At 55.7% G+C, this 23257-nt stretch carries 22 protein-coding genes; 9 read left to right on the top strand and 13 right to left on the bottom strand.

Translation table 11 applies throughout. The features are described from left to right. The first annotated feature begins 7 nt into the window (after positions 1-7). Both KF707C_RS19215 and KF707C_RS19210 read left to right on the top strand, forming a co-directional pair. Complete coding sequence (locus tag KF707C_RS19215; RefSeq protein ID WP_003448230.1) at positions 8-970, top strand: WD40/YVTN/BNR-like repeat-containing protein; 963 nt, start codon at positions 8-10, stop codon at positions 968-970. A 152-nt stretch (positions 971-1122) separates the two neighbouring features. Then, the gene (locus KF707C_RS19210) at positions 1123-1554 is read left to right on the top strand and encodes a hypothetical protein (RefSeq protein ID WP_036990866.1); all 432 of its coding nucleotides are present in this window, start codon (positions 1123-1125) and stop codon (positions 1552-1554) included. Between the two features lie 410 nt (positions 1555-1964). Here the strand turns inward: KF707C_RS19210 and KF707C_RS19205 are convergent, their stop codons facing one another. The 7 genes from KF707C_RS19205 to KF707C_RS19180 all read right to left on the bottom strand — a co-directional run bounded on the left by KF707C_RS19205 (position 1965) and on the right by KF707C_RS19180 (position 11166). After that, positions 1965-2474, bottom strand: a complete 510-nt coding sequence (locus KF707C_RS19205) for a BRO-N domain-containing protein (RefSeq protein ID WP_231992282.1) — start codon at positions 2472-2474, stop codon at positions 1965-1967. Positions 2475-2840: 366 nt separating this feature from the next. Continuing rightward, the gene (locus tag KF707C_RS19200; RefSeq protein ID WP_003450288.1) at positions 2841-3374 is read right to left on the bottom strand and encodes an REP-associated tyrosine transposase; all 534 of its coding nucleotides are present in this window, start codon (positions 3372-3374) and stop codon (positions 2841-2843) included. 220 nt (positions 3375-3594) lie between these two features. Beyond that, positions 3595-4104, bottom strand: coding sequence for a BRO-N domain-containing protein (locus KF707C_RS19195; RefSeq protein ID WP_231992281.1), 510 nt, complete (start codon positions 4102-4104; stop codon positions 3595-3597). Positions 4105-4157: 53 nt separating this feature from the next. Next, positions 4158-5011 (bottom strand): IS5 family transposase gene (locus KF707C_RS19190; RefSeq protein ID WP_085986648.1). Its coding sequence is split into 2 segments (ribosomal slippage): positions 4158-4669 and positions 4669-5011, totalling 855 coding nucleotides; the frame shifts between segments, so codons are not numbered across the junction. Positions 5012-5976: 965 nt separating this feature from the next. Beyond that, a complete protein-coding gene (locus KF707C_RS29155) occupies positions 5977-8322 on the bottom strand; it encodes a hypothetical protein (protein ID WP_003451022.1) in 2346 nt (781 codons plus the stop codon). After that, positions 8319-9257, bottom strand: a complete 939-nt coding sequence (locus KF707C_RS19185) for a TniB family NTP-binding protein (protein WP_081608068.1) — start codon at positions 9255-9257, stop codon at positions 8319-8321. Before KF707C_RS19185 ends, KF707C_RS29155 begins: the two co-directional genes overlap by 4 nt. Continuing rightward, positions 9232-11166, bottom strand: a complete 1935-nt coding sequence (locus KF707C_RS19180) for a DDE-type integrase/transposase/recombinase (protein ID WP_003451024.1) — start codon at positions 11164-11166, stop codon at positions 9232-9234. The genes KF707C_RS19185 and KF707C_RS19180 overlap by 26 nt, the downstream gene beginning before the upstream one ends. A gap of 218 nt (positions 11167-11384) precedes the next feature. Here KF707C_RS19180 and KF707C_RS19175 point away from each other — a divergent pair. After that, a protein-coding gene (locus KF707C_RS19175) for an IS5 family transposase (protein ID WP_085986648.1) occupies positions 11385-12238 on the top strand; the annotation gives its coding sequence in 2 pieces (ribosomal slippage) (positions 11385-11727 and positions 11727-12238; 855 coding nt in all). A gap of 796 nt (positions 12239-13034) precedes the next feature. Then, positions 13035-14009, top strand: a complete 975-nt coding sequence (locus KF707C_RS19170; RefSeq protein WP_131679694.1) for a hypothetical protein — start codon at positions 13035-13037, stop codon at positions 14007-14009. Positions 14010-14156: 147 nt separating this feature from the next. Here KF707C_RS19170 and KF707C_RS19165 read toward each other — a convergent pair whose 3' ends face one another. Then, entirely contained in the window at positions 14157-15146 is a 990-nt protein-coding gene (locus KF707C_RS19165) for a DNA-binding protein (RefSeq protein WP_003454594.1), read from the bottom strand. A 180-nt stretch (positions 15147-15326) separates the two neighbouring features. On the opposite strand from KF707C_RS19165, the gene KF707C_RS19160 reads away from it, so the two are divergent. Then, positions 15327-16316 carry a site-specific integrase gene (locus KF707C_RS19160; protein ID WP_003454597.1) on the top strand — a complete coding sequence of 330 codons (990 nt, stop codon included), beginning with the start codon at positions 15327-15329 and terminating at the stop codon, positions 16314-16316. Between the two features lie 550 nt (positions 16317-16866). On the opposite strand, the gene KF707C_RS30040 is transcribed toward KF707C_RS19160, so the two are convergent. After that, positions 16867-17154: a BPSL0761 family protein gene (locus KF707C_RS30040; RefSeq protein WP_285899548.1), complete on the bottom strand. Its 288-nt coding sequence runs from the start codon at positions 17152-17154 to the stop codon at positions 16867-16869. A 378-nt stretch (positions 17155-17532) separates the two neighbouring features. Here KF707C_RS30040 and KF707C_RS19150 point away from each other — a divergent pair, with 378 nt between their 5' ends. The 4 genes from KF707C_RS19150 (at position 17533) to KF707C_RS19135 (ending at position 20298) form a co-directional block, all read left to right on the top strand. Continuing rightward, a complete protein-coding gene (locus tag KF707C_RS19150) occupies positions 17533-18444 on the top strand; it encodes a site-specific integrase (protein WP_003454599.1) in 912 nt (303 codons plus the stop codon). A 205-nt stretch (positions 18445-18649) separates the two neighbouring features. After that, a complete protein-coding gene (locus KF707C_RS19145; protein ID WP_036993563.1) occupies positions 18650-18856 on the top strand; it encodes an antitoxin Xre/MbcA/ParS toxin-binding domain-containing protein in 207 nt (68 codons plus the stop codon). Positions 18857-18934: 78 nt separating this feature from the next. Then, entirely contained in the window at positions 18935-19792 is an 858-nt protein-coding gene (locus tag KF707C_RS19140; RefSeq protein WP_051050765.1) for an inositol monophosphatase family protein, read from the top strand. 191 nt (positions 19793-19983) lie between these two features. After that, positions 19984-20298, top strand: coding sequence for a hypothetical protein (locus KF707C_RS19135; protein WP_036993597.1), 315 nt, complete (start codon positions 19984-19986; stop codon positions 20296-20298). A 253-nt stretch (positions 20299-20551) separates the two neighbouring features. On the opposite strand, the gene KF707C_RS29150 is transcribed toward KF707C_RS19135, so the two are convergent. From KF707C_RS29150 to KF707C_RS19120, 4 genes are all read right to left on the bottom strand, one after another. Continuing rightward, entirely contained in the window at positions 20552-20995 is a 444-nt protein-coding gene (locus KF707C_RS29150) for a hypothetical protein (protein WP_131679695.1), read from the bottom strand. 372 nt (positions 20996-21367) lie between these two features. Beyond that, positions 21368-21793, bottom strand: a complete 426-nt coding sequence (locus KF707C_RS19130; RefSeq protein ID WP_036993564.1) for a MarR family winged helix-turn-helix transcriptional regulator — start codon at positions 21791-21793, stop codon at positions 21368-21370. Between the two features lie 238 nt (positions 21794-22031). Then, a complete protein-coding gene (folE, locus tag KF707C_RS19125) occupies positions 22032-22589 on the bottom strand; it encodes a GTP cyclohydrolase I FolE (protein ID WP_036993599.1) in 558 nt (185 codons plus the stop codon). Then, on the bottom strand, positions 22579-23217 hold the full coding sequence (locus KF707C_RS19120) for a TetR/AcrR family transcriptional regulator (RefSeq protein ID WP_003454609.1): 639 nt from the start codon (positions 23215-23217) through the stop codon (positions 22579-22581). Before KF707C_RS19120 ends, folE begins: the two co-directional genes overlap by 11 nt. Between the last annotated feature and the right edge of the window lie 40 nt (positions 23218-23257).

Raw genomic sequence — 23257 nt, 5'->3', positions numbered from 1 at the left:
GAGAGAGATGCGATACCTGACTTCATTCATGGGGACCCTGCTCGCCACAGTGTTGCCGCTGTTCCCGCTCCAGGCCGCGCCATTGCAACCCGTGCCGGCCGCCCAGGCGGGCCATGCCACGCAGGCCACCCTGCTGGGGGCCGCCTGGGCGAAGGATCGCGTGGTCGCCGTGGGCGACCACGGCATGGTGCTGCTGTCCGACGACCAGGGGAAAAGCTTTCGCCAGGCCAACTCGGTGCCGCTGTCCTCGCCGCTCAACGGCGTGTCTTTCGTCGATGACAAGCAGGGCTGGGCCGTTGGCCACTGGGGCGCGATCCTGTCCACCTCGGACGGTGGTGACTCCTGGCAGATCCAGCGCCTGTCCAGCGAAGAGGACCGGCCACTGTTCGCCGTGCATTTCTTCAACGCCCGGCAGGGTGTCGCGGTTGGCCTCTGGTCCCTGGTGCTGACGACCGATGACGGTGGGCGGACCTGGGCGGAGCAGACGGTGCAGGCCCCACCGGGGTCCAGCCGGGCTGACCTCAATCTGATGGGGCTGTTTGCCGATGGACACGGCCGCCTGTATGCCACGGCCGAACAGGGCCAGGTGCTGCGCTCCGAGGACAAAGGCAAGAGCTGGAGTTACCTGGATACCGGTTACGAAGGCACCCTCTGGTCCGGCGCGGTGCTGGCCGATGGAAGCCTGCTGGTCGGCGGCCAGCGCGGCACGCTGTTGCACGGTACCGCCGAGGGCAAGGACTTCCGTCGTCTGCCGCTGGAGAGCAAGAGTTCGGTCACGTCCATTGCGGTGTCCGGTCCCCAGGTGCTGGTGGTGGGCCTCGATGGGCTGATGGTGCGCAGCAGCGATGGCGGCCAGAGCTTCCAGGAGCAGCTGTCGGCTGATGGCGTCTCCTTGACGGCTGTGCTGCTCAACGGCGGCGGTGCTCCCGTGCTGTTTTCACGACGCGGTGTAGTGCCCGCAGAAGACTGATGACGGGCCGCTTCGACTCGCACTGAAATGGCGAGTCGTTGGCGGTGTTCCGGCCAGGTGGAGGATTGTGGTTGTCACCCTTTGAGGGCCCCGTCGCGAGTCGACGTCAGGCCCTTTTTTTTGATCCGGGTCGCGCAGGAGGATGCTGAGTGATGAAAGCCTTTCATCTCGTCTTGGCCATGGCATGGCCGGTGATTGCCGGGGCGCAGGTCGAAGCCGTCTACACCGATGCGGAAGCGGCGAACAAGGCCAGGCTGCTGATCGAGGAAGCCCATGCCCTGCATGCCAGGGTCACCGAAATCTGTAGCGATCCCAATGCCACGGGGCTCCTCTACCAGGTGGCTGAAGAGGTGGTGAGAAAGCTGGATGACTGGCCCGATCATTATCGGAAAAGACAGGCCCTGACCTCATATCACGCTTGCCGCCAGTCCATGGTGGACGTCCAGACCTACGCCTACGCCTGTGCCCAAGGAGGGTTCAAGGGCGGGGCGGAGAAGTACATGCAGCGCCGGTGGACAGAAGATACCGCCAGTTGTGACCAGGCCATTCGTGCATCGGAGCTCTCGCAGGGTCATGGCAACTGACCTCAATGCTCCGCACCTGGCTTGCCTGGATGGCACCAATCGACTCCTTGGCAGGGTTCGTTGCTGCAGTGATCGCCGTTCGAACTCCAGTCGCGTAGGGTGGATGACGCTCTTCTCATCCACCAACCAGTTGCGTAGGGTGGATGACGCTTTTCTCATCCACCAACCAGAGCCGATCCCGTACTCACTCGCCCCAGGTCTCCGCGTCCTCCTCCAACGCAATGCCCGCCCAATCCACCGGATAGATTCCATCCCGCACCGCCCGATGAACGCTCGAATACGGCCAGTCCTGCGCGAACTGCACGGCGGTAGTTGGACATGATTCCTCCTGAGTCGCCTTTCAAAGCGGTGGATGAGAAGAGCGTCATCCACCCTACGAAGTTGCAAGTTGCGAGCGGGTTTCTGGTGGCTCAGCCGATCACCCGTTCCGGCCGCTGCAACAAGCGATGGCACTCACTCACGTCCAGCCAGGTGCGACCTTGCCAGTGCAGCACCTCCAGTTCGTGCTCCCGCCACGGGATCACGTCGCGGCGGGGACGCTGGCCCTTGAGGCGCCCTTCGTCCCGCAGGCGGGGAATCACCTGCTGGGTGATCCAGCGGCGGATGACGCGGTTCTCGGGGTGGAAATAGAACATCAGCACGGCATAGGCACCGGACTCGCTGATCAGGAATTCCTCCTCGAATTCGCCGTTGCTGTTGCGCATCCAGGCCCGCTGCCACTGGTCGTCGTCCAGGTTGCGCCGCACCCGTTCCGACAGCAGCGGGTGGTGAATCAGGCGGAACAGGTCGCTGGCGGGAAACCAGGGCTCAGCCTCCAGCAACACCGCGCGCAACTGGCGCTTGTGGCGGATGAACAGGCTGGGCAGGAGGACTTCGGCATCGGCCGGAGGCGTGGGGTGAAACGGGGGAGACTTGGGCATATCCATTACCTCTACGTGAAGTGGGCAGCCTTCCTCGGGCTGTTGGCGTCGGGAGTTAAGAAACCCCACGTAGAAGGCCGGGCATATTCCCCTTTCGGGTCTTGTATTAGCCCACTCCCGACAGAGCAGAGGTTTTGAGCGCGCGAGTATGAAGCGCGCACAAAAAAGCCGCTGAGCTATCGGGAGCGGTTACACCGCTACGTGAGTAAGCGTTTCTTAGGCGCCGGGGAAAGAGGCTATGGGCGGTGCAGGGAGGGGGCAATGCAGTTGCAGCGTGGGAAATGGCTGATCGGGCAGGCAGAAGCGTGAAGGCGGCGTAGGGTGGATGACGCACTTTTCATCCACCAGGCGAGGCCCGAATCCGGCTCATTCTCCCCAGCGGACATCGTCGTCCGCCAAGCCATCACCGGCCCAATCCGCCGGGTAGATGCCATCCCGCACCGCCCGGTGAAAACTCGAATACGGCCAATCGCATACCCGCCGCACATGGCCGTGTTTCACCGGGTTGATGTGGATGTAATCGAAGTGCCGTTGGTAATCGAGGTCGTCGCGGATCAGGTGTTCCCAATAGCGGCGTTGCCAGATGCCGCGTTCGCCCCGGGTGCGTTGAGCCTCGGTGCGGGATTCGGTGTCGGCCAGGCGCTTGGAGAAGGCGAATTTGATCGAGCGCCAGCGCATGGCGAAGTCGTCGTCGCCCGGTGGCAGGGTCCAGAGGCAGTGCATGTGTTCGGGGAGCACGACCCAGGCATCGATATGGAAGGGGCGGCGGTGTTTGACCGACTGTACCACGGCGCGAAGCAGGTGGATTTCGCGGACCAGCAGGTCGCTGTGCCGGTTACGCAGGTTGACGGTGAAGAAGTAGGTGCCCCCGCGCATCCGGGCGCGACGGTAGTTGGACATGACCCCTCCTTGAGCCATTGGTGTTGCGGGTGGAAGAGCTGGTGGATGAGAAGAGCGTCATCCACCCTACGTAACTGGATGGCCCCAATTGGCTCCTTGGCAGGGTTCGTTGCTGCAGTGCAATCACCCTTTGAACTCCAGTCGCGTAGATACCGCCTTGCTCGCTAGCGATCAAGGCGGTATCTGCGAAGTTGCAAGTTGCGAGCGGGTTTCTGGTGGCTCAGCCAATCACCCGTTCCGGCCGCTGCAACAAGCGATGGCACTCACTCACATCCAGCCAGGTGCGACCTTGCCAGTGCAGCACCTCCAGTTCGTGCTCCCGCCACGGGATCACGTCGCGGCGGGGACGCTGGCCCTTGAGGCGCCCTTCGTCCCGCAGGCGGGGAATCACCTGCTGGGTGATCCAGCGGCGGATGGCGCGGTTCTCGGGGTGGAAATAGAACATCAGCACGGCATAGGCACCGGACTCGCTGATCAGGAACTCCTCCTCGAATTCGCCGTTGCTGTTGCGCATCCAGGCCCGCTGCCACTGGTCGTCGTCCAGGTTGCGCCGCACCCGCTCCGACAGCAGCGGATGGTGAATCAGGCGGAACAGGTCGCTGGCGGGAAACCAGGGCTCAGCCTCCAGCAACACCGCGCGCAACTGGCGCTTGTGGCGGATGAACAGGCTGGGCAGGAGGACTTCGGCATCGGCCGGGGGCGTGGGATTGAGTTGGGGAAACTCGGGCATATCCATTACCTCTATGTGATCGACAGCTTTCTTGGGGCTGTTGGTGTCGGGAGTTAGGTTCTGTACGAAAAGTACTGCCGTAGGCATCGCAGCGTGCAAGCCAGCGTGACCATCGCGCCAAAACTTCTGGCGAGCTTGTCGTAGCGGGTGCCAATTCTCCGGTTCTCTTTCAGCCAGCCAAACATCCGCTCGATGATGTTCCGTTGCCGGTATTTCGGACGATCAAACAGTCGGGGTAGTCCTGGCTTGGGTTTGCGCTTCATGGTGCGCTGCGGAATCACCGGCTGCATGCGGTAGCGGTCGCAGTACTGGCGCAGATGTTCGGCATCGTAACCTTTGTCTGCCAGTAACCAGCGGCAGCGCTTACGAGGCCGTCCCGACTTTCCGGGAATACGCACCTGATCCAAGAGCGGCTGAGCATGTGCAATGTCGCTGGCCTGCCCCGGTGACAGCATGAAGCGAAGAGGTATCCCATTGGCATCGCAGATCAGGTGAATCTTGGTGGTCAGGCCGCCTCGACTACGTCCCAATGCATGGTCTACCGGTTCTTCTGGCCCCCCTTTTTCCCGGCGCCAGAAGAGGCTCGGGTTGCGCGCACCGCAGTGGAGTCGATCATCCACGACTCCAGGTCAATCAGGCCTTCCTGATTCAGCCGGACGTGCAATCGCTCAAGTACTCGGTCAAACGTGCCGTCGTCTCGCCAGTCACGGAACCGTTGATACACCGTCGACCACGGGCCGAAACGCTCCGGCAGATCACGCCAGGCGGCTCCGGAGCAGAGGATCCAGAAGATGCCGTTCAGCACCAACCGATCATCACTTCGAGGTCGGCCCATCTTCTGTTCCGGGGAAACCAGATCCTTGATCAACTCCCAGCCCGCATCCGGGAGTTCGTAGCGCCTTGCCATGTGGGCCTCCAGCCAATCATGGCGGCAATTCTACCTGCACCGACTTTTCGTACAGAACCTAAGAAACCCACACAGAGGCCGGGCATATTCCCCTTTCGGGTCTTGTATTAGCCCACTCCCGACAGAGCAGAGGTTTTGAGCGCGCGAGTATGAAGCGTGCACAAAAAAGCCGCTGAGCTATCGGGAGCGGTTACACCGCTGTGTGAGTAAGCGTTTCTTAGGCGCCGGGGAAAGAGGCTATGGGCGGTGCAGGGAGGGGGCAATGCAGTTGCAGCGTGGGAAATGGCTGATCGGCGCACGGAAGTCGGCCCTGGGTGGATCGCGCTTCATCGCTCCACGCGGGGAACCGTGCGAGGCGCCGGCAGGTGGATGATTAGAGCGTCAACCACCCTAAATAAAGAAACCCCGCACGAGGCGGGGTTTCGACTTTCTTCGCTCCCCCGACATCCGTATCAGGTTGAAGCGTTTATGGAGTTCCTAATGTCTTGACCCGAAAGATATCTAACGGAGAAGAAATTGGTGCTATGAAAATCAATGGGTTACAAAGCTGGCGATCACCTATAAGTGAAATGACGTGTCAAAAAAAAGAAATAACAGATTTTTTTGCGCAAAATGGTCGGAAATCTAGGTTCTAGCCCTAGCCCCCCGATTGAAGGAGGCTTTCTTAGGGAGCACTCTAACAGGAAAGTGGTTGAGAATATTCGTTCGAGGGGGGGGATGAAATGAATAAATTAACAATAAATTCAGTGGTACTGGAATAACGTAAATAAAAAATACTTAATTTGGCTAAATAGCTGAGCAGTAGATTATTGGGCTATGGGCTATGGGCTATGGGCTATGGGCTATGGGCTATGGGCTATGGGCTATGGGCTATGGGCTATGGGCTTGTATGGAGTCAATCGCGAGATCTGGCTGAACGGCAGGCGCTGAATTTTGATGGGCTAAAAGACGGGCGGGTAAGTTGACTAGGTCGACGATTCTATGTTGATAGGTTTACTTATTTTGCGGCGTATTAGTGGTTTGTAATCCATTGATTCAATTTCCTTTCTATCCAGGAGTAATTTTCCGGTTAGCAGAGCTTCTGGACAGTGCGCAGCGCGAAGTAACCCCCGGCTTAACAATTGGTATGCGTGGCCCTTAGGTGCGCCCATGATCACGTCGGCCATTTTTAAGTTGCAATATTTGCTTGTAAACTCAGTTAGCTTAGTAATGTCCTCCTTGTTGATGTGCGGTATCCTTTTGATGAATAACTCAGAGATAATGTGAGTGTTCAAGAATATTTTGCAGAAAGTTTTTCGAGACATCCAAGTGCCACGTAGCACTTCTCTAGTGGCTTTATAGTTACTCAAATGGTCGGTTATGGTTTGTAGTTCTGCTGGTGAAATGCCAACTATTGACTTGTTATCTTGAGCGCGGAGGGGAATGATCAGGGCGGCTTTTACAGCCAGCATATCCGCTTGTGTTAAACCGGTTTGTTTGGCTGCGTGCTTTATGGGAATTAAATTCGATTCTGCCTGGCTTTCCGTATGGCATCTGAGTTTTGATTTGAGCTTGACTAGTTTTCGTCCGATAAAATCGCTTCGTAAAAATAAAACATTAGCTTCTCCATCCACGAGCGGTCCGGTACATTGTTGTATTCCATTGCTGGCTAGGGTGCAGGAAACTTTTACTGTGGGGATTTCTAAGAGGGATGCTGCTTCAGATACACCTATGTATTTACGTTGTATTTGATGGATTTCATCTTTGTGGAACAGGTATCCTGGTTTATTTTCTCTATAGTGAACATGCAGGATATTGACTCGAACAAGTTGCCTTAATAAGGTCGTGGACAGACTTGATATCTGTGACGCTTCTTTTGTGTTGTAATAGGAGCTTCGATCTTCGCTTTTTACACGTAGAAGATTCGCTGAGCGCTTAGGGGATCGATGCATAGGCTTTTCGTAGGGAGTAAGGTGGTTCTTAATTTTTTCTATGTCTTTCTTGAGTATTACTGTGGTAAGTATATGTTTGTGCGGAAGTGGTGGAGTTAATAGGTTAAGATCTACGATGACTTTTCTGAGCGTACGAACAGAAATTTCCAATTCTTCAGCCAGTTGATGGGCGAGAATGTAGTTTTCATTAAAATTTGATATGGCGTTGCAAGAAATTCGATGGGGTCTTATTGATTTGTTGACATTTCCCAGCAAGTTCGCGATTTTTAATTCGTAAATAACGTCTAGATTTGTTTTAAATTGACCTGCGACTTCGTGTGCGGTTAACGATTCCTCAAGTCCTTGAGTGTCATTCAAAGATTGCAAGATTAGATCTTCATGAATCTCCTTGATTCGCATAATTTTCGAATGATCGAATCGGGATTTATGGTTTCCCAAATTGGTGAATTCTTCATGCCTTTGGATCTTGGTCCATTCAGTTTGTGAGAGGCCTAGGTAGATCTTCAATTGATGGCAGGTAAGTGGTGCTGGAATTTCTTTAGAGATTCCTTTGTGGGCATACTCCCTATAAAGAATATCCTTAACCGTGGTTAAGGTTTTTTCGGGGGTAAAGGGATTCAATTTGGCAATATAAAAATCCAAATTGTTGCCGCGGCTATCTCCGTAGAGATTAACTAGTGATGAGGCTATTTTTTCGGGTTCGTCCAGTGAAATAGCTAGCGCAATTGATAAAATCTTTCTTCGTTCTTCATAGGAGCTATTTTCTATGTTCCAGTACAAGTTTTTTAATGATGTGGCGAGTAAGTCGAAGGCTTTTTGAGACTTAAGCCGAAGTAAGAATAAGATTTTTCTATCGAGAATAACGTCATTTGCAGGGCAGCTAGGGGACTCTAGTCGGTTACCACATTTGCACGCAAGGAGTACCTGGTTTACCCAAGTTATTTTTCGTTCACAGCTTGGGCAATGCGAAATGTATTTTTTTGAATGATATGGGCAGTTTTCAACAGGTAAGAGGTCTTTGACTTGCTTTTCCCAGCCGTCTCTAACGCAGTCTGTGCAAATTGCGGCCGCGCTATAGCGTATTAGTCTTCTATCAATTGCCATCTGGTTAATGCATACTCGTACTCCTGAGTAAGTAGAATAGTTAATTTCGTAAAATGATTGTCTGACCTCGTGTGCATACTCTCCTGCTTGGGCGCACAAAAGCATAGCAAATTGAGAGTCAACCAACATGGGATGGTTTTGGGCCTTATATGCTGCATTTTGCCAAGAGAGGAATTGTCTACAGGTACTGTAGCCATTTCTAATAGCGGCGCGCTTGAGAAGGCTTAACGGGCTTTCCTCTGGTAAGGGTATAGGTATGAAATGCAGATCCTTCATTGTGAGTGCGTCTCAATAATTGAATAGCACTTAGCTAGGTCTAGTGAAAAAGGGTTCTGCTTCGGGCTGAGACTAAGTTCTAGTTCTATAAGAGCGCAGGCATCGTGAAAGTCGGCGAGAATGATCTTTTTGTCATTCCGATTAAGGCAGAAGCTAAATGCGAGGGAAAGAATCTGTCGGAGGTACTCGAGATTGCCTTGGCTTGCGACGTACAGGCGAGTGCAAATGCTGGGGTCGGTCAAATGTATTCCGGGCTTTAAGTTTCCTATTTCATAGAGTTTTTCATCGAGCCCGCGAAGCGTTGTAATGTACTCCGAGTCCAGTTTTTCATTGAATTCCAAGTACTTAAGCCTAACCAGAAAGGGAAAGCGCCTGGCAAGTTGAGGCTCCCGATAGATTATTTCCGCACATTCTTCCGTACCTACGATGATTATGGGAATGTTTATGCTATTTGAAAGTGCCAGGAGCCAGTCCTTCAATCCTTCTAAATGGTTATAATTGCCTCGTTTCGCGAGTATCTGGAACTCGTCTATTATGATTATCTGTGTTTGGCAGGTTTTCAGGAGTTCGATGATTCGTAGTTCCAGGTCGACAGTGTCGCCGGATGTGTCATTGCAGTGAAGTCCGCTGAGTATTGCTTTGCAGAAGGACTTAATCGTTACTTTGGCAGGCACGCTGCAATAGAATGCCGGAATTACGTGGTAGATCCCCTCGTGTTTGTGCTCTATGTGAGGTGAGGGAAAAGAATTTTGGAAGATGGTACTGAGTGTGGATTTTCCTGCGCCAGAAGGGCCAATTAAAACCGCAGAGGTGGGTATGCCTCGTAGTCGTGTACATTCGACTGCCTTCTCGAGTTTGGCAAACGCTTGGCGATAGTTTTGAAAGAAAACGATTTGTTGCTCAAAAAGCTTAACTTTCTCCGTTGTGTTTATCATGCTTGGCTCCAATCACTTGAGAAAGTCCGGGTACTTGACTGTTGGCCAAGTGTTTGGACGGGTCGATCATGAAGGTCTCATTCGTTTCTGACGGCGTCGAAGCTAGGGGAAGGGGAGGGCTATACGAGCCATTCTCTGCCATTCGCGCTTGCTGCTTGCGGGCACGCTTACCCTTGGCTGCGGCCAATCGGAGGTTGATCCTCACGCGATTATTACGGGCATCCTTGTAATTAAACTTGCTGTGTTTCTCTTGCAGCTCTTTCCTAATTAGCTTATGCATGTGCATAGTCAGACCAATCTGATAATCCGGATCGGCCGCCTCTATGCTAAATAGCTCGTCCGGGGTATCGGGGTGACACACCCAAGCAGTGCCCAATTCACTCGGGTCATAGAAGAGAGTCAACTTGTCTTTATTGCCCTTAAGGGTGCTTAGGTACGCGACAGCTGGGCCCGTCCATTGCAGATCCTGGAAGCCGATGCGACCATTTGCCGGAAGCGCGCTCCTCTTGCTGAGAAAGAAGCGATTCAGATCCTCATGCGAATACCTTTTCGGGGGGAAGGCGTTATCAGTATGGGTATTCCAGAAGATGTCCGGCGACGTTCCAAGTCCGCGATGGAAGTCACTGTGGTACACGGTGTCTAACCAATCCTTGAAAGTCTCGCTCAGTTGCCCCAGGGTGAACACGGCATCTTTTTCCGAGTCGTAATCGCCCCGCTCAAGTATGTTTGAGAACGTTGTCCCCTTCATATGATGGATAAGGCTGATCGTCAGTGTTTTGAACCAGCGCTCGACGAAGGGTTTCTGATTGGGTTCGCCAGGTTCACAGAATGTTATTTCGGCGCCCAGCAGTCGCAAGCAGTCCTGAAGTTTTTTGGCTATAAATTCAGCGCCGTTGTCAACAATATAGTGTTCCGCCAATCCATTGCGCTCATACGCACTAGACAACGACATTTTGATCGCGCGGATAGTTTTCTCGATGCTGGGGGGATTCAGAGAAATGTCCCAGCCGATCACTCGGCGTGAATAAACATCAAGAGCAATCGTCAGGTAAGGTCGTCCAAGGACCTCCCCGTGCTCATTGACGACGATCAGGTCAAGGACGTGTGTATCGCACTCTACACGCTGCAGTCTTCGACGTAGCTTCCTGTATACCCTACTCCAACGTTGGTTCTTGATCGCAGCTCCGTGCCCAAGCTGATGAGACTCTGTCAGGAAAGTATCAATTTCATTGATGATTCGACGCAGTGTCGACCTACTGGGTACCTGAAGTTGATCTGAAATGGGTCTCTTGGAGTTTAGGTCTTCGATGCTAAATTCAATGGCTTCAATGACAGCTTTAACTGGGCAGGGTGTACTCGAGTGGTATAGCAATTCAATGTTGTAATTGATTTGCTCTTGGATTTCTTCCGGCTGTCGTGTGAGCCTGTATTTTCTCTTCCTAACGCGCATTGAAATCAATGAGGTGGGGTTTTCGCCGGCGTGAAGATATGTTCTCACCCAGTTGTAAATGGTCGTGTAACCAGGGGGAGAGGCGTCGCCGATTATTTTTCCGATTTCGGCCAGAAACGTGGTGGTTTCTTGTCTAGGGAGAGACCCCTCAAATTTTTCCAAGACCCGGCGTACATACTCCAAGCGTTTGTCCAGTTGCTCGCGGACTTTTGTGCTTAGGGCGGCTATGATTTTGTTTACTTCTGCAAGTAGAGGCGCTTCCTGTATTTTGTAGAAGATACCTCGTCGGTAAGCGAGTGCTAGTGTTTCGTAACTCTGGAAGCAAATATTTTTTCTCTGGAGTAAGCTTCTCAGTTGTATCTTGTTGCCATCAATGGAAATTATTACAAATCCTTGGCTGCGGTAGTGATAGTGCTCGCCAATGCGAAGATCTAGTTGATTAGTGTTTTCATTTTCCATCATTGACTCCACACCGAAGCCGGGAATGTAAAGTAAATGGGCGGGTTAAATTAGTTACGATCGATCCATAAAATACTGCATGGGCAATGTCCTCAGTACGTATTTGTTTGGTTATCAAGTCCTCGACTAATAGTTGTTTTTGGGGTGATTCTTGTATTAGGTTCTGTACGAAAAGTCGGTGCAGGTAGAATTGCCGCCATGATTGGCTGGAGGCCCACATGGCAAGGCGCTACGAACTCCCGGATGCGGGCTGGGAGTTGATCAAGGATCTGGTTTCCCCGGAACAGAAGATGGGCCGACCTCGAAGTGATGATCGGTTGGTGCTGAACGGCATCTTCTGGATCCTCTGCTCCGGAGCCGCCTGGCGTGATCTGCCGGAGCGTTTCGGCCCGTGGTCGACGGTGTATCAACGGTTCCGTGACTGGCGAGACGACGGCACGTTTGACCGAGTACTTGAGCGATTGCACGTCCGGCTGAATCAGGAAGGCCTGATTGACCTGGAGTCGTGGATGATCGACTCCACTGCGGTGCGCGCAACCCGAGCCTCTTCTGGCGCCGGGAAAAAGGGGGGCCAGAAGAACCGGTAGACCATGCATTGGGACGTAGTCGAGGCGGCCTGACCACCAAGATTCACCTGATCTGCGATGCCAATGGGATACCTCTTCGCTTCATGCTGTCACCGGGGCAGGCCAGCGACATTGCACATGCTCAGCCGCTCTTGGATCAGGTGCGTATTCCCGGAAAGTCGGGACGGCCTCGTAAGCGCTGCCGCTGGTTACTGGCAGACAAAGGTTACGATGCCGAACATCTGCGCCAGTACTGCGACCGCTACCGCATGCAGCCGGTGATTCCGCAGCGCACCATGAAGCGCAAACCCAAGCCAGGACTACCCCGACTGTTTGATCGTCCGAAATACCGGCAACGGAACATCATCGAGCGGATGTTTGGCTGGCTGAAAGAGAACCGGAGAATTGGCACCCGCTACGACAAGCTCGCCAGAAGTTTTGGCGCGATGGTCACGCTGGCTTGCACGCTGCGATGCCTACGGCAGTACTTTTCGTACAGAACCTAGTGATCGAATAGTTGAGGCTGAGCGAAAATTGGAGCCAAAGCTTTGCTGATACAGAAGGTGGAGGTTGTCGGTTTTGATGGGATGGAAAAATTGGTTTTCGAATACACGTTCTAGTTCATAGCCGCACTCGTTTAAGAGCTCCCGCCAACCGTCTAGCCGATCGAGTGTTAACAAGTCGTTTCGCACGGCGTCATGCTTGATTTCGTAGAGCACGATTGTTCCGTCCCGATGGCATGCTACGAAGTCTGGGGTATAGCACTTACGACTGTTGGTTAGGGCCAAAGTGAATGGCTGAGCCTGGTAGTGAGTGATACATGGGCTGCGCTCGAGCTCGATACAAAAATGCGTTTCGAGAATGGTTTCACAGACTATTGTTCGACCATTTTTGCGCGAGGGAACGCATGTGACATGTTTTCCATATTTGCCGCGTCGGAGTTTGGGGCCTGGCCTTAACGAAAGAGTACTTCTCAGTTCTTCGGGTATCGAGATCATCGCATTGCCTCCGGGAATTGCCGCTAGGCAGGTTTCTTACGCGAGGAGAAGTTAGCCCGGTGGCGGCCAGTACCGCCTTTTGCAAGATGAGGGGCTTTCGGTTGAGAGGGCATGACAAACCTCCTGCCACGAATCGAGGTTCGCAGCCTCCGAGGAAGGGGCCATTACGCTTATTACATAAGACTGTGAACCCTAATCAGGAACTGGTCTAGTACAGCAAAGACGCCCGGCTAGAGTTTTCCGATGGCTCTACAACGCTGGTTGTAGGTGTGCAACAAGTTCCAGTTTGTTCGGGCGGACCTTTATGAACAGTTCAGAAGGTGGGCGAAACAGGCCATGGTGTGATGTGGCCGTGCGCGATACGTACAACTCCGCGGTGCGTAAAACGCGGGCCATGCTGTTTGCGCATACGTTGGCGGACCTAGCGGGTGTGCCGCACAACGGGCACGCACTGGGGGTTTGGTGGGTCAAGACCCACGGTCTGCAGCACGACGATCCATACAGTAGTAAGTGGATCGCCTATTTCGAGGGCAGCTTGCCTCGCGATGCGCTTTTGCAGCAGATGCTTGGAGAATTTCCAGTTTTGCGGCAGGTCTTGTGTGACCCACTATGGCTGGCACTTAGCGGGCTTTCTGCAGACCGATCCTTCTGGGATAGGTGTGCAGCAGCACTCCGAATGGATGGTAAACCGTTACCCGACTTCACCAACCTAGCAATGGCCCGGCTATGCAGTAGCCCCAGTTGGACCAAGATCGGCCCTTTGCTGATCTTGATGCGCAGCGAGGCGAGGTCGCTTGTGGGGCAGCGTGCTTGGCTGAAGAAGAATTTCTCCCTGTATTTTTACTTGGCCTGCTTGCGCTCGCCGTTATGGCATATCAGATACCAGCTACTGGATCTGATTAGTGCCTTGCTTGACTGTGAGCTATTGGTGGATGGTGAACTGAGGGCGTGGGAAAGGAAATATAAAAACCTTAACCACACGTTGAATGTTTACCAGGATATCTTGGAATGCATGTTCGAGTACGAGTGGGTGCATGCGTGGAATGACGAGGCTTTCTTATTGCTGTGGGAAGCGCTTGAAGATATGGAGCTTGTTAACGCGCTATTGAATTCAAAAACCAGAATGGTAATGCCTGATCGACTTCGCATGCAGTGGTCTCGTGCGAAGAAAACCATCTTAACAGCGCGGGTTTCGCTGCCTTGGACAGCTATAGGCCTGAGTCGCGACGTCGCCAAGGGTGATCTCCGGATAATGCGGCGTGTGGGTGTTAAGGCTTGACGCAATCACATTGGCTAACACAGTTTCTTGATGGTCAATGCGCGTCACCTGCATTTCACCAGGTATTCTTACTCGACGTACTTAAGCAACTCACCGGGCAACAATGCTTTACTCCAGGCTTCGTATGCGTTACTCGAAACTTACCCGCTACCCAGCAGGAGGCGATGGAGGGGACATAGTCGGAGATATTGCCTGAAGCTGATGTAGCTGTTTCTCTTGTCGATGTATTTGGCGTCGGCACTGGCGATACTCCCCCACATGCCGCTTCAGTCGTTCACGCAGGGTGGCGTTTTCTGTCTGCGACGAGGTTAGTAGAGCGCGCGCGGTGGCCAGGTCGGTGGATAGAGCAGAGGACGTCTCCTGGAATTGTTGGCGCTGAGCGATCAACTCGCGCTCCCATTGGCGCTGTTGTTGTTGCTGGGCCCTGACGTCGCTGAGTAGCCGCTCGTTGTCCCGGTTGAGGGTGGTCAACTCGTCCTGCTTGCCGATTAGGCTTTGCTGCAATGATCGGATTTCCCGGCGCAGTTGCTGAAGTTCTTCGTCATGACGGCGGAGTTCTTGAGCTCGCTGATCCTGCTGGCTCTGTCGATAATGCTCGAGGGCTTGACGAGCCCGCAGGTGTTTCTCCTCAAGTGACTGCACTTGTAGAGCACTTTTCTCTAGCTGGGCCCGCAGGCTTTGTTCGACCTCCTGCAGTCGGCTCCGCTCCATTTCACTGTCTGTCATACGGTTTTGCAGGGTCAGCTCCAGTTGCCGTTGCGCCTGTACCTGCTCCGTTAGTGCGGCGACGATCCCCTGCAGATCCTGTATCCGCTCCTCGCATTGCTGGCGTTGCAGGCGGAACTCCAATTGCTGGCGGGTAAGGGTTTCGCGTTCTGCCGCTACTGCCGCCTGAGCATTTTCGCGTAAGTGGTCCCCCATCTGATGCGCCAGGGTGATTATCACGTCGTCCTCCCCGGGGGCATTGTGCGGCGGGATCCGCTCGGCCAGTTCCTTCAAGCATCGATGGATGGTGCTCTTCGAGCCGGTATTCCCCAGCTCAATGCGCACCGCGTCGACTGTCGGCCGTAGCCCGCGAGCCAGTAGCGCGTCCCGCGCTATCTTGACGACTGCCTTGTTCACGCCACCGCGTGCCATAGCGTCTCTCCTGACGATTTCGTGTCATGCCATGGATTATGGGATTACGGCTGTAACGGCGCTCGTGACGAAGCATTCGAGCTGACGGACTAACATGGGATAATGCGGAGTTATCTCATGTGAGAGCGCAATTCGACCCAATTCCGGCCTTGAGGCGGTATGCCAAGGCGGGGAGGCGCGATGAATGAGGTGGTGGAGCGCTATCTGCAGGCCGGTACCCGGGCCAACACCCGACGCAGCTACCAGCAGGCGATCGAGCATTTCGAAGTGAGCTGGGGCGGTTTCCTGCCCGCCACCAGCGACGCCATCGTGCGCTACTTGGTCGACCATGCCGGCACGCTGGCTGCCAATACGCTGAAGCTGCGTCTGGCCGCGCTCGCGCAGTGGCACGTCGCTCAGGGCTTTCCGGATCCGACCAAGAGTCCCCTGGTGCGCCAGGTGTTGAAAGGCATCCGCACCCTCCACCCGAAGCCGGAAAAGCAGGCCGAACCGCTGCAGTTGCGCGAGCTGGAGCAATGTGTCGCCTGGCTGGAGCGGATAGGGGAAGCGGCTCGGGTCGCGGGAGACCGACCACGATGGCTGCGCTGTTGGCGGGACCGGGCCTTGCTGCTGATTGGCTTCTGGCGGGCCTTTCGCAGTGACGAGTTATGCCGACTGCGGGTCGAGCATATCCAAGCGCGAGCCGGGGAGGGCCTGCGGCTGTTTCTGCCCTGGAGCAAGAGTGATCGTGACAACCAGGGCCAGTCCTTTAGCGCGCCAGCGCTGGTGCGCCTGTGTCCAGTCCAGGCCTATCTCGACTGGATCGAAGTAGCAGAGGTTACCAATGGACCGGTGTTCCCGGGCATCGATCGTTGGGGGCATTTGAGCAAGCAAGCGTTGCACCCGCATAGCGTGATTCCACTGTTGCGGGCGGTGCTGCACGGCGCCGGGCTGCCGGCTGTGCTGTACAGCAGTCACTCGTTGCGTCGTGGCTTCGCCACCTGGGCGACGTTCAATGGCTGGGACATAAAGGCGTTGATGGGCTATGTGGGATGGCGCGATACCAAGTCCGCGTTGCGTTATGTCGAGAGCACGGGGTCCTTCCCCGGGCAACTCCACCCATTGATGCCCGGTCTTGAGGTCGAGTTCAGGCCGGGCCTGTCGGACCTAACTACGCCGCCAGGTGGTTGATCAGCTTCAGTGGTCTGGCCTGCAGTCCGCTTTGGCCGATATACGCCTAGGCGCGGGGCATCAGTTTGGCATCTCGCGTGGCTGAGGGCTGGATCGCGCTGTCGATGCCGCATGGGCTGTTTTTTGACCGCGCAGCGAGGCGGCCGCATTGTCATCAGTTCGGTCACGAGTACGCTCCGCCAGCCAGACAACGGGCTACCTGCAGGTGCTCACCCTCGTGCCTGCTTAGTGGAATCTTCCATGGCGAGTTGGGTCGTTTGGAGTGAGTAGTCAGCCAGCAAATCTTGCCTTATGGGCTAATCATTAGCCCAAATCCCATGATTAGCTGGACAGCTAAACAAGCCATTTGAGCTAAAAGAAACCACTGTTTGGATCGGCGGGTTGACCCGTTCCTCGCCCCCCGCTTCAGGGACGGTATATCAGAGGACTGCAGCGGTAATCCTGCGCGGATGAACTACGAGGCCTTGTGTGCGTGCAAGGTGGGCTACAGGCTGTCCTCCCATAGTCAGCGAGCTATTTGCTGGCCCGTGGGGAGCGATCGTGTGGCCAGTCACTTCTGACAATTCAGCAAGATGGCGGCCAATTTGCGGCAGAGCCTGTCTCGCCAGCGATCGACAGGTCGGTAAGTGGGGCTCGAAGTGAAAAATGGAGAAAGAAGAAGCTTCGCTGGGAGCCTTTCTTCGAGCAGCCCTTGCAGTAGGACTTCCGCGCGACTGGGGTAGTGGCGGAGCAACTGCGTGGCCATACAGCGAACGTCCTCGCTTAGCGACGCGTCTGCTTCCAATCGCTGCAGAAACGCGTGGGTCTGTATGACTGCTCGGGTTCGCTCATGAGGCATTGTCATGTGACAACCTCCTCTCAAGGATTTGTGCGCAACAACCAAAAAACAAACCCCCTGGTGCGCAGTACGGGAGCGTCCCGCCCGAGGCGTGGGGGTTATGGTCAGTTGTCATCCTAACCGAAGACTGCCAGGCATTCTACCTACGGTGACCAGACGTTGCTCCACAACTGACCGCGTCTGCAACGTGTCAGGCGCCTATCTGTCGCACCAGCGGTTTCATGGTGTGTCATCAAGTACGGAAGTAGAGCTGTATCGGCATCCGGCTCGACGTGATAGATCCAGACAAACTGACGTTTGCGAAGCGGGCATTCTCAAACCTCAGCGGCGGTGGAGGCGGGAAAGGGCGGTTTTTCCAGTACACAGGAGGGCGCGACGGTGACGGAGAAGGTCGATCGCTACCGGCAGGCCGCGCGGCGCGAAAGCACCGAGCGCCGCTATCAGCAGGCGCTCGCCCATTTCGAGGACACCTGGGGTGGCTTCCTGCCCGCCAGCAGTGAGGCGATTGCCCGTTATCTGGCGGATTACGCCGAGACCCTGGCCAGCTCGACCTTGCGGGCGAACCTCGCCGCGCTGGCCAAGTGGCACCTGAATCAGGGCTTTCCCGATCCGACCAAGGCGCCGTACGTGCGCGAGGTGCTCCGCGGCATCCAGGCCCTGCATCCCCGGCTGGAGCGGCAGGCGGAGCCGCTGCAGTTGACCGAGTTGGCCCGCTGCATCGACTGGCTGATGGCGCAGGAACAGATCGACCGCCACGCCCTGCTGAGCTGCCGCCGCGATCGCGCCCTGATCCTCCTGGGGTTTTGGCGGGCGTTTCGCAGCGATGATCTGTGCCGGCTGCGCGTGGAGTTTATTGAGGCGCGGCCAGGGGAGGGGATGGACTTGTTTTTGCCCAGCAGCAAAGGCGACCGCGACAACACCGGACGGTCGTTCACGGTGCCGGCCTTGAAACGTCTGTGTCCGGTGGAGGCCTATCTTGACTGGCTCGCGGTATCGGGTTTGCACCAGGACCCGGTGTTTCGTGCGGTGGACCGTTGGGGCAACTTGGCGGATGAAGGGCTGCACGCGTACAGCATCTCGCGCATCCTCCGTCGGGCGATGGTGCGCAGTGGCTTGGAGGGTGAGCGCTACAGCAGCCACTCGTTGCGTCGCGGCTTTGCCACCTGGGCCAGTCGCAACCAGTGGAGCGTCAAGGCGCTGATGAGTTATGTCGGCTGGCGCGATGCCAAGGCCGCTTTACGCTATGTTGAGCCGGAGATGCCGTTTGGCGAGCTGCGCCGCTCGCAGTGAAGGGCCCGTTATTGGTTGTTTGTTCCGATTTGCCCGGTGGGTGCGGGGGCAGGTGGGGAACGCGCGAGCGAGCCTGCCGACAGGAGGGCAGCCGATCCGATTGGACTTACCCTAGCACCCATCAGCATCGGCGTAGGAGGGCAGGGAGCTTAGGCTTGGCTAACTGGGACCGGGCGCCTGCATGGCCCGGCGAGGAGCGACCACCATGACTGAGAATTTTGCTGTGCAGTATTCCAGAATGCTGAAGCGCGCCACGCAAGTTTTCGGCAGTCGGGAGGCTGCCGAACGCTGGATGGTGGCGCCCGCCTTGGGGCTCGAGCGGCGTCGTCCGATCGACATGCTCGCCAACGAAGAGGACCTGGAAGTGCTCGAGACCTTTCTTGGGCGCATCGAGTATGGGGTTTATCACTGACCCTGAGTTGTAAGGCCGCCGTTGGCGGCCTGGCGTGACCTGCTATCCCCTTTGCAAGCCCACTGTGAGGGTACCGGCATGCGTGAACGACCTGTCCCGTTGTCACCGGGGGCGTTAGCTCGCCAAGGCGTCGATCGCGTGCTGCTCGATGCGGTGATCGCGCTGGTACGGGAAGCGGGGTGCCTGATCGCTGCTGAGGTGGTGCGACCTGGAGGGCCGAGAGGCGCCGGGGACAAGGCCGAAATTGATGGCGAGGTCGAGGTCATGCTGCACCAGGGACTGACGAAGCTGCTCCCTTGCGACTTTGTCGGTGAGGAAACCGGTGTGCAACTGACGGGGCATCACTATTGCTGGGTTGTGGATCCCAACGATGGCACCCGTGACTTCCTGCAGGGGCACTTGGGCTCGGCGATTTCCGTGGGTTTGCTACGAGAGTGTGTGCCGGTGCTGGGCGTCGTCTATGCGCCGATGACGGAGCGCGGGGCGGATTGTGTTGCTTGGACTGAGGGGATGCCGCACTTGCTCCGTAATGGCGCGTTGATCGTGCAGAATGTCGCGCAAGGCGGACTGGCGGAAGGTGCCCAAGTCTTCGTCAGTCTCGCGGCGCGTGCCCGGCCCACCCAGAACGCCGAGCTCTGCGCGCCCGCCACCTTCTATGCCATGCCGAGCGTTGCCTATCGGCTTGCCCGGGTGGCGGCGGGGGATGGGATCGCTGCAGTATCCTTGTACGCGGTGTCGCCCCACGATGTGGTGGCGGGTCACGCGTTGCTGCGGGCAGGTGGCGGTGGCCTTTGGAACGAACAGGGACAGGCCCTGGGCTACGCGACACCGGCGACATTCAATCAACCAGTCGGGTATTGCTTCGGCGGCGGGGAAATAGCCTGTCAGGAGCTGATGAGGCGCCCGTGGCAGATTGTTCTCGCAGACAGAGCATAGTTGTGTGGCGAGCCTACAAGCGGGCAGTCTCCCCAGCCTATGTGCAAACCACTGCCGAGTTCTGCTGCGGGTCCGGAGCACCGAAGGGCCGTATTCGGGGGAGCACGTCACCCCCACCGAGCAAAGCTTCTACAGGAGTATCGTGTGCCAGATAAACGAAGGCGTACATGTACCTTGGTAGGAGGTTCTCGATGAAGATCACTGCTATGGAGCAGGCCGAATCGGTCAGTGATGTCCTGTGCGACGTTTGCGGCGCTAGCACGCGTGTTGAAGGGGGTGGATTGCAATTTGGCACGCTTCGCGCCAGTTGGGGCTATGGCTCGGCCCATGATGGCGAGTGCTATGAGGTCCATCTGTGCGAGCCCTGCTTTTTCAGCACGCTTTCAGGCCTCAGACGCGACCGCATGGTGAACTTCATGTTCAGCGAGGAGGATCAAGACCTCACCGATTTTGGGCGCGTTGCTCGCGATGATCTGTCCAATGACGGCGGGAGCTCGGCCACCTGATATTTCCCTGCTGGGGCAGCACCCATCCGATTGCAATTTCATCCAGGGCAGGCTCTGTGCCGGCATGGGAGTTTTTCAACAGAGTCGGCCGGTTGCTGGCGTATAGGTCGAACGCAGTCCTATGAAGCTACTGGCTAAACGTTCCTCACACCCATAATGCAGCAGTATCGGTAGGCGCAGCGCCGACGATTGTCAGCCGCTGCAAGCTACCAAATCCGGCCATTCGCAACTTGTGCTCCTGGGTAGCGCGAATTCAGCTGATTTCTCCGCAGAATATCTCCCGGTTTCCGTCTGCAGGGCCGGTGCGTAGCACAATAGAGTAGGCCGCGGACCGTAAAGTATTCAGAGGCACGTTCGCCCTTCTCGAAAGCGTCCAGCCATGTCTGTTGTCTTTATCTGCCAATACTCGCTGGTTCATCTCGAATGCAGGGGCTGAATTTTGCCTCTTCGTGCAGGTACCTGAATAGATATAGGAATAGATGTGGACCGGCCGCGTCGTTTCGCTGGGTACCCCGCTGATGAAGATCGACATGGAAGTCTCTTCTCCGTCGGCGGCGAGGGTTGCTTGGCCAATCTGGCCTACATTGTGCTGACTGGCGACAAGGGGAATGTTGACCACTTGGCGGTCTTCTACTGATGCACAGCTGACCAGGCCTGCAGCAATCGCGATTGCTGCAAGGTGCTGTTTGCGCTTCATGGTTTGCCTCCGGCTGGATGAGGCTTTCGACAAGGAAATCAGTATCTGCTCACGGCGGCTTATACGGATGCCAAGCGCCACTCATAAGTAAATGCCCAATTCTCTTTCTTGTCTTGGCAGCCAGATACCGCTGATCCCTCAATCCATGGCGAGTGCGAGTTACGTGCGTTTGGCTGGGGCCCACAGCAGTAGCGTCATTGGGGCTGCGGGTAGGGTGATGAATATCATCAGGCGGTAGTCCTGCAGGTAGGCCAAGATCGACGCCTGGCGTACTACTTCCCTGTCTAGCTTCATGAAGTCCGCTGGCGAACTGAGATTGTGGACGCCTGCCTGACCTGTTTGAAGAATGGATTTCGCTAGTCTTCGGCCGACTCAAGAAGTGAGATTGGTACGCATGTGTTGTAAGGCAGAAATCAGGGTGCGGGCCTCGTCCTCTGAGAAGTTGCGAAGCGCTTCTTGCCGTGTCACCTCAGCTACGTGAGCAATGGTCGACAGTTCAGCACCAGCTTTGGGGCGCAGAAAAAGCCGGTAGGCGCGCCTGTCGCCTGGATCCCGTCGGCGCTCAACCAGATCTGACTGCTCCAACTGGTCGATGAGCCGGGCCAGCGTGATCGGCTTGATCTCCAACATGTCTGCGAGCTCGACTTGTCGACAGCCCTGGTGCTTTGCCACGTATAGAAGCGCCCGTGTCTGGCTAAGGGTCAGGCTTTTGCCTTGCAGGTGGCGTTCGAAAGAACGCCGTATCAATTTGGCAACGTCTGCGATCAAAAAGCCCAGGCTGCTTAGATCGGGGTTCATGGCGTGTATTCCTCATAATGAGTACTACGTACTAATTGCATGTAGTTCTGCCCTGTCCAGACTGGGCTGAGTGGACACTTGCTTAAGGTGGATAATGTCCGCCGCAAGGAGTGTTCATGATCCAGGCCTGACGACGTTGTCCCGAGTCCTTTACTACTACGCAGATGTCGAGAATGTTCAAGCATGGGGAGAGGAGGGCATGCAAACTCGCCGATGAGGCGAGACGCCAGTTGGGAATTTACTTGCTCCTTATGAGTTGAAGAAACTCTTGCCTAGAGTTGGAGGACTCGCGGAAGGCTCCGAGCATCACTGATGTGGTCATCACCGAGTTCTGCTTTTCCACACCGCGCATCATCATGCACATATGTTTTGCCTCTATTACGACGGCGACGCCAGCGGCCTGAGTGACGCTTTGTATTGCGTTGGCGATTTGCTTGGTGAGGTCCTCTTGAATTTGCAGGCGACGGGCGAACAGATCGACGATTCGCGCGACCTTCGAGAGTCCAAGGACCTTCCCTGTGGGCATATAGGCGACATGTGCCTTACCGATAAAGGGCAGCAGGTGATGCTCGCAGAGCGAATATAGTTCGATGTCGCGCACGATCACCATTTCATCGGTATCTGACGCAAAAAGGGCGTCAGAAACTACCTCCTCTAGCGACATCGTATAGCCTTGGCATAAATAGCTCATGGCTTTTGCGGCGCGTTTGGGAGAATCGAGCAGGCCTTCTCGGTTTGGATCTTCACCCAGACCAATGATGATTTGTCGGAAGTGTTCTGCCATCTTATCTTTCATGGTGATTCCCATTGCTGCGCTCGTCCTTGGCTAGAGGCGTACTAAATAGAGTTGATCCTTGGAGAGCAGGAAGAGCCCTCATTCCCATTGCATTGGCAACCATGCAGCTGAATAGTCCAATCACATTGGACTGGAAGTTGGCCGTTGCACCTTCAAGCATGGAAAGAATCGCATGGGCGGCTACTTCCGGGGGTAGTGGCTGAAACAGTTGCTGTGCAACGCCCTGCTGTAAAATGTTCTGCAAACACTCTCGTTGTAGTCGCCGCAGCGACTGGATGCTCGACTGTTGTTCATCTGTCAGGCTGCGTAGTTCCCGACGTGCCAGATCGTGATGTTGACGATGCTGCAAGTTGAACTCGATGTGCGCACGCACGAAGGCTTCGAGGCGCTGGATTGGATGCGGGATGTTACTGCTTTCATCGACGAGGGTGTCGAGCAGGTCCGCCTCGTACTCCTCAACCAATTCGAACAGCAGTGATTGCTTGCTATCCATATGGTTGTACAGCGAGCCGACTTGCATACCTATTGCCGTGGCCAGCTGGCGCAGGCTTACCGCGTCGAAACTCCGGTCGACGAACAGTTCCAGCGCGACTTGACGGAGGAGCTGGCTCGGCGAAGGGCTTTCCATGCAATGCCCTGGCGACGGAGTGATTGAGGAAGCGGAGGCC

This window comes from Pseudomonas furukawaii, from assembly GCF_002355475.1.
Lineage (GTDB): Bacteria > Pseudomonadota > Gammaproteobacteria > Pseudomonadales > Pseudomonadaceae > Metapseudomonas > Metapseudomonas furukawaii.
This window is presented reverse-complemented; position numbering and strand designations above follow the sequence as displayed.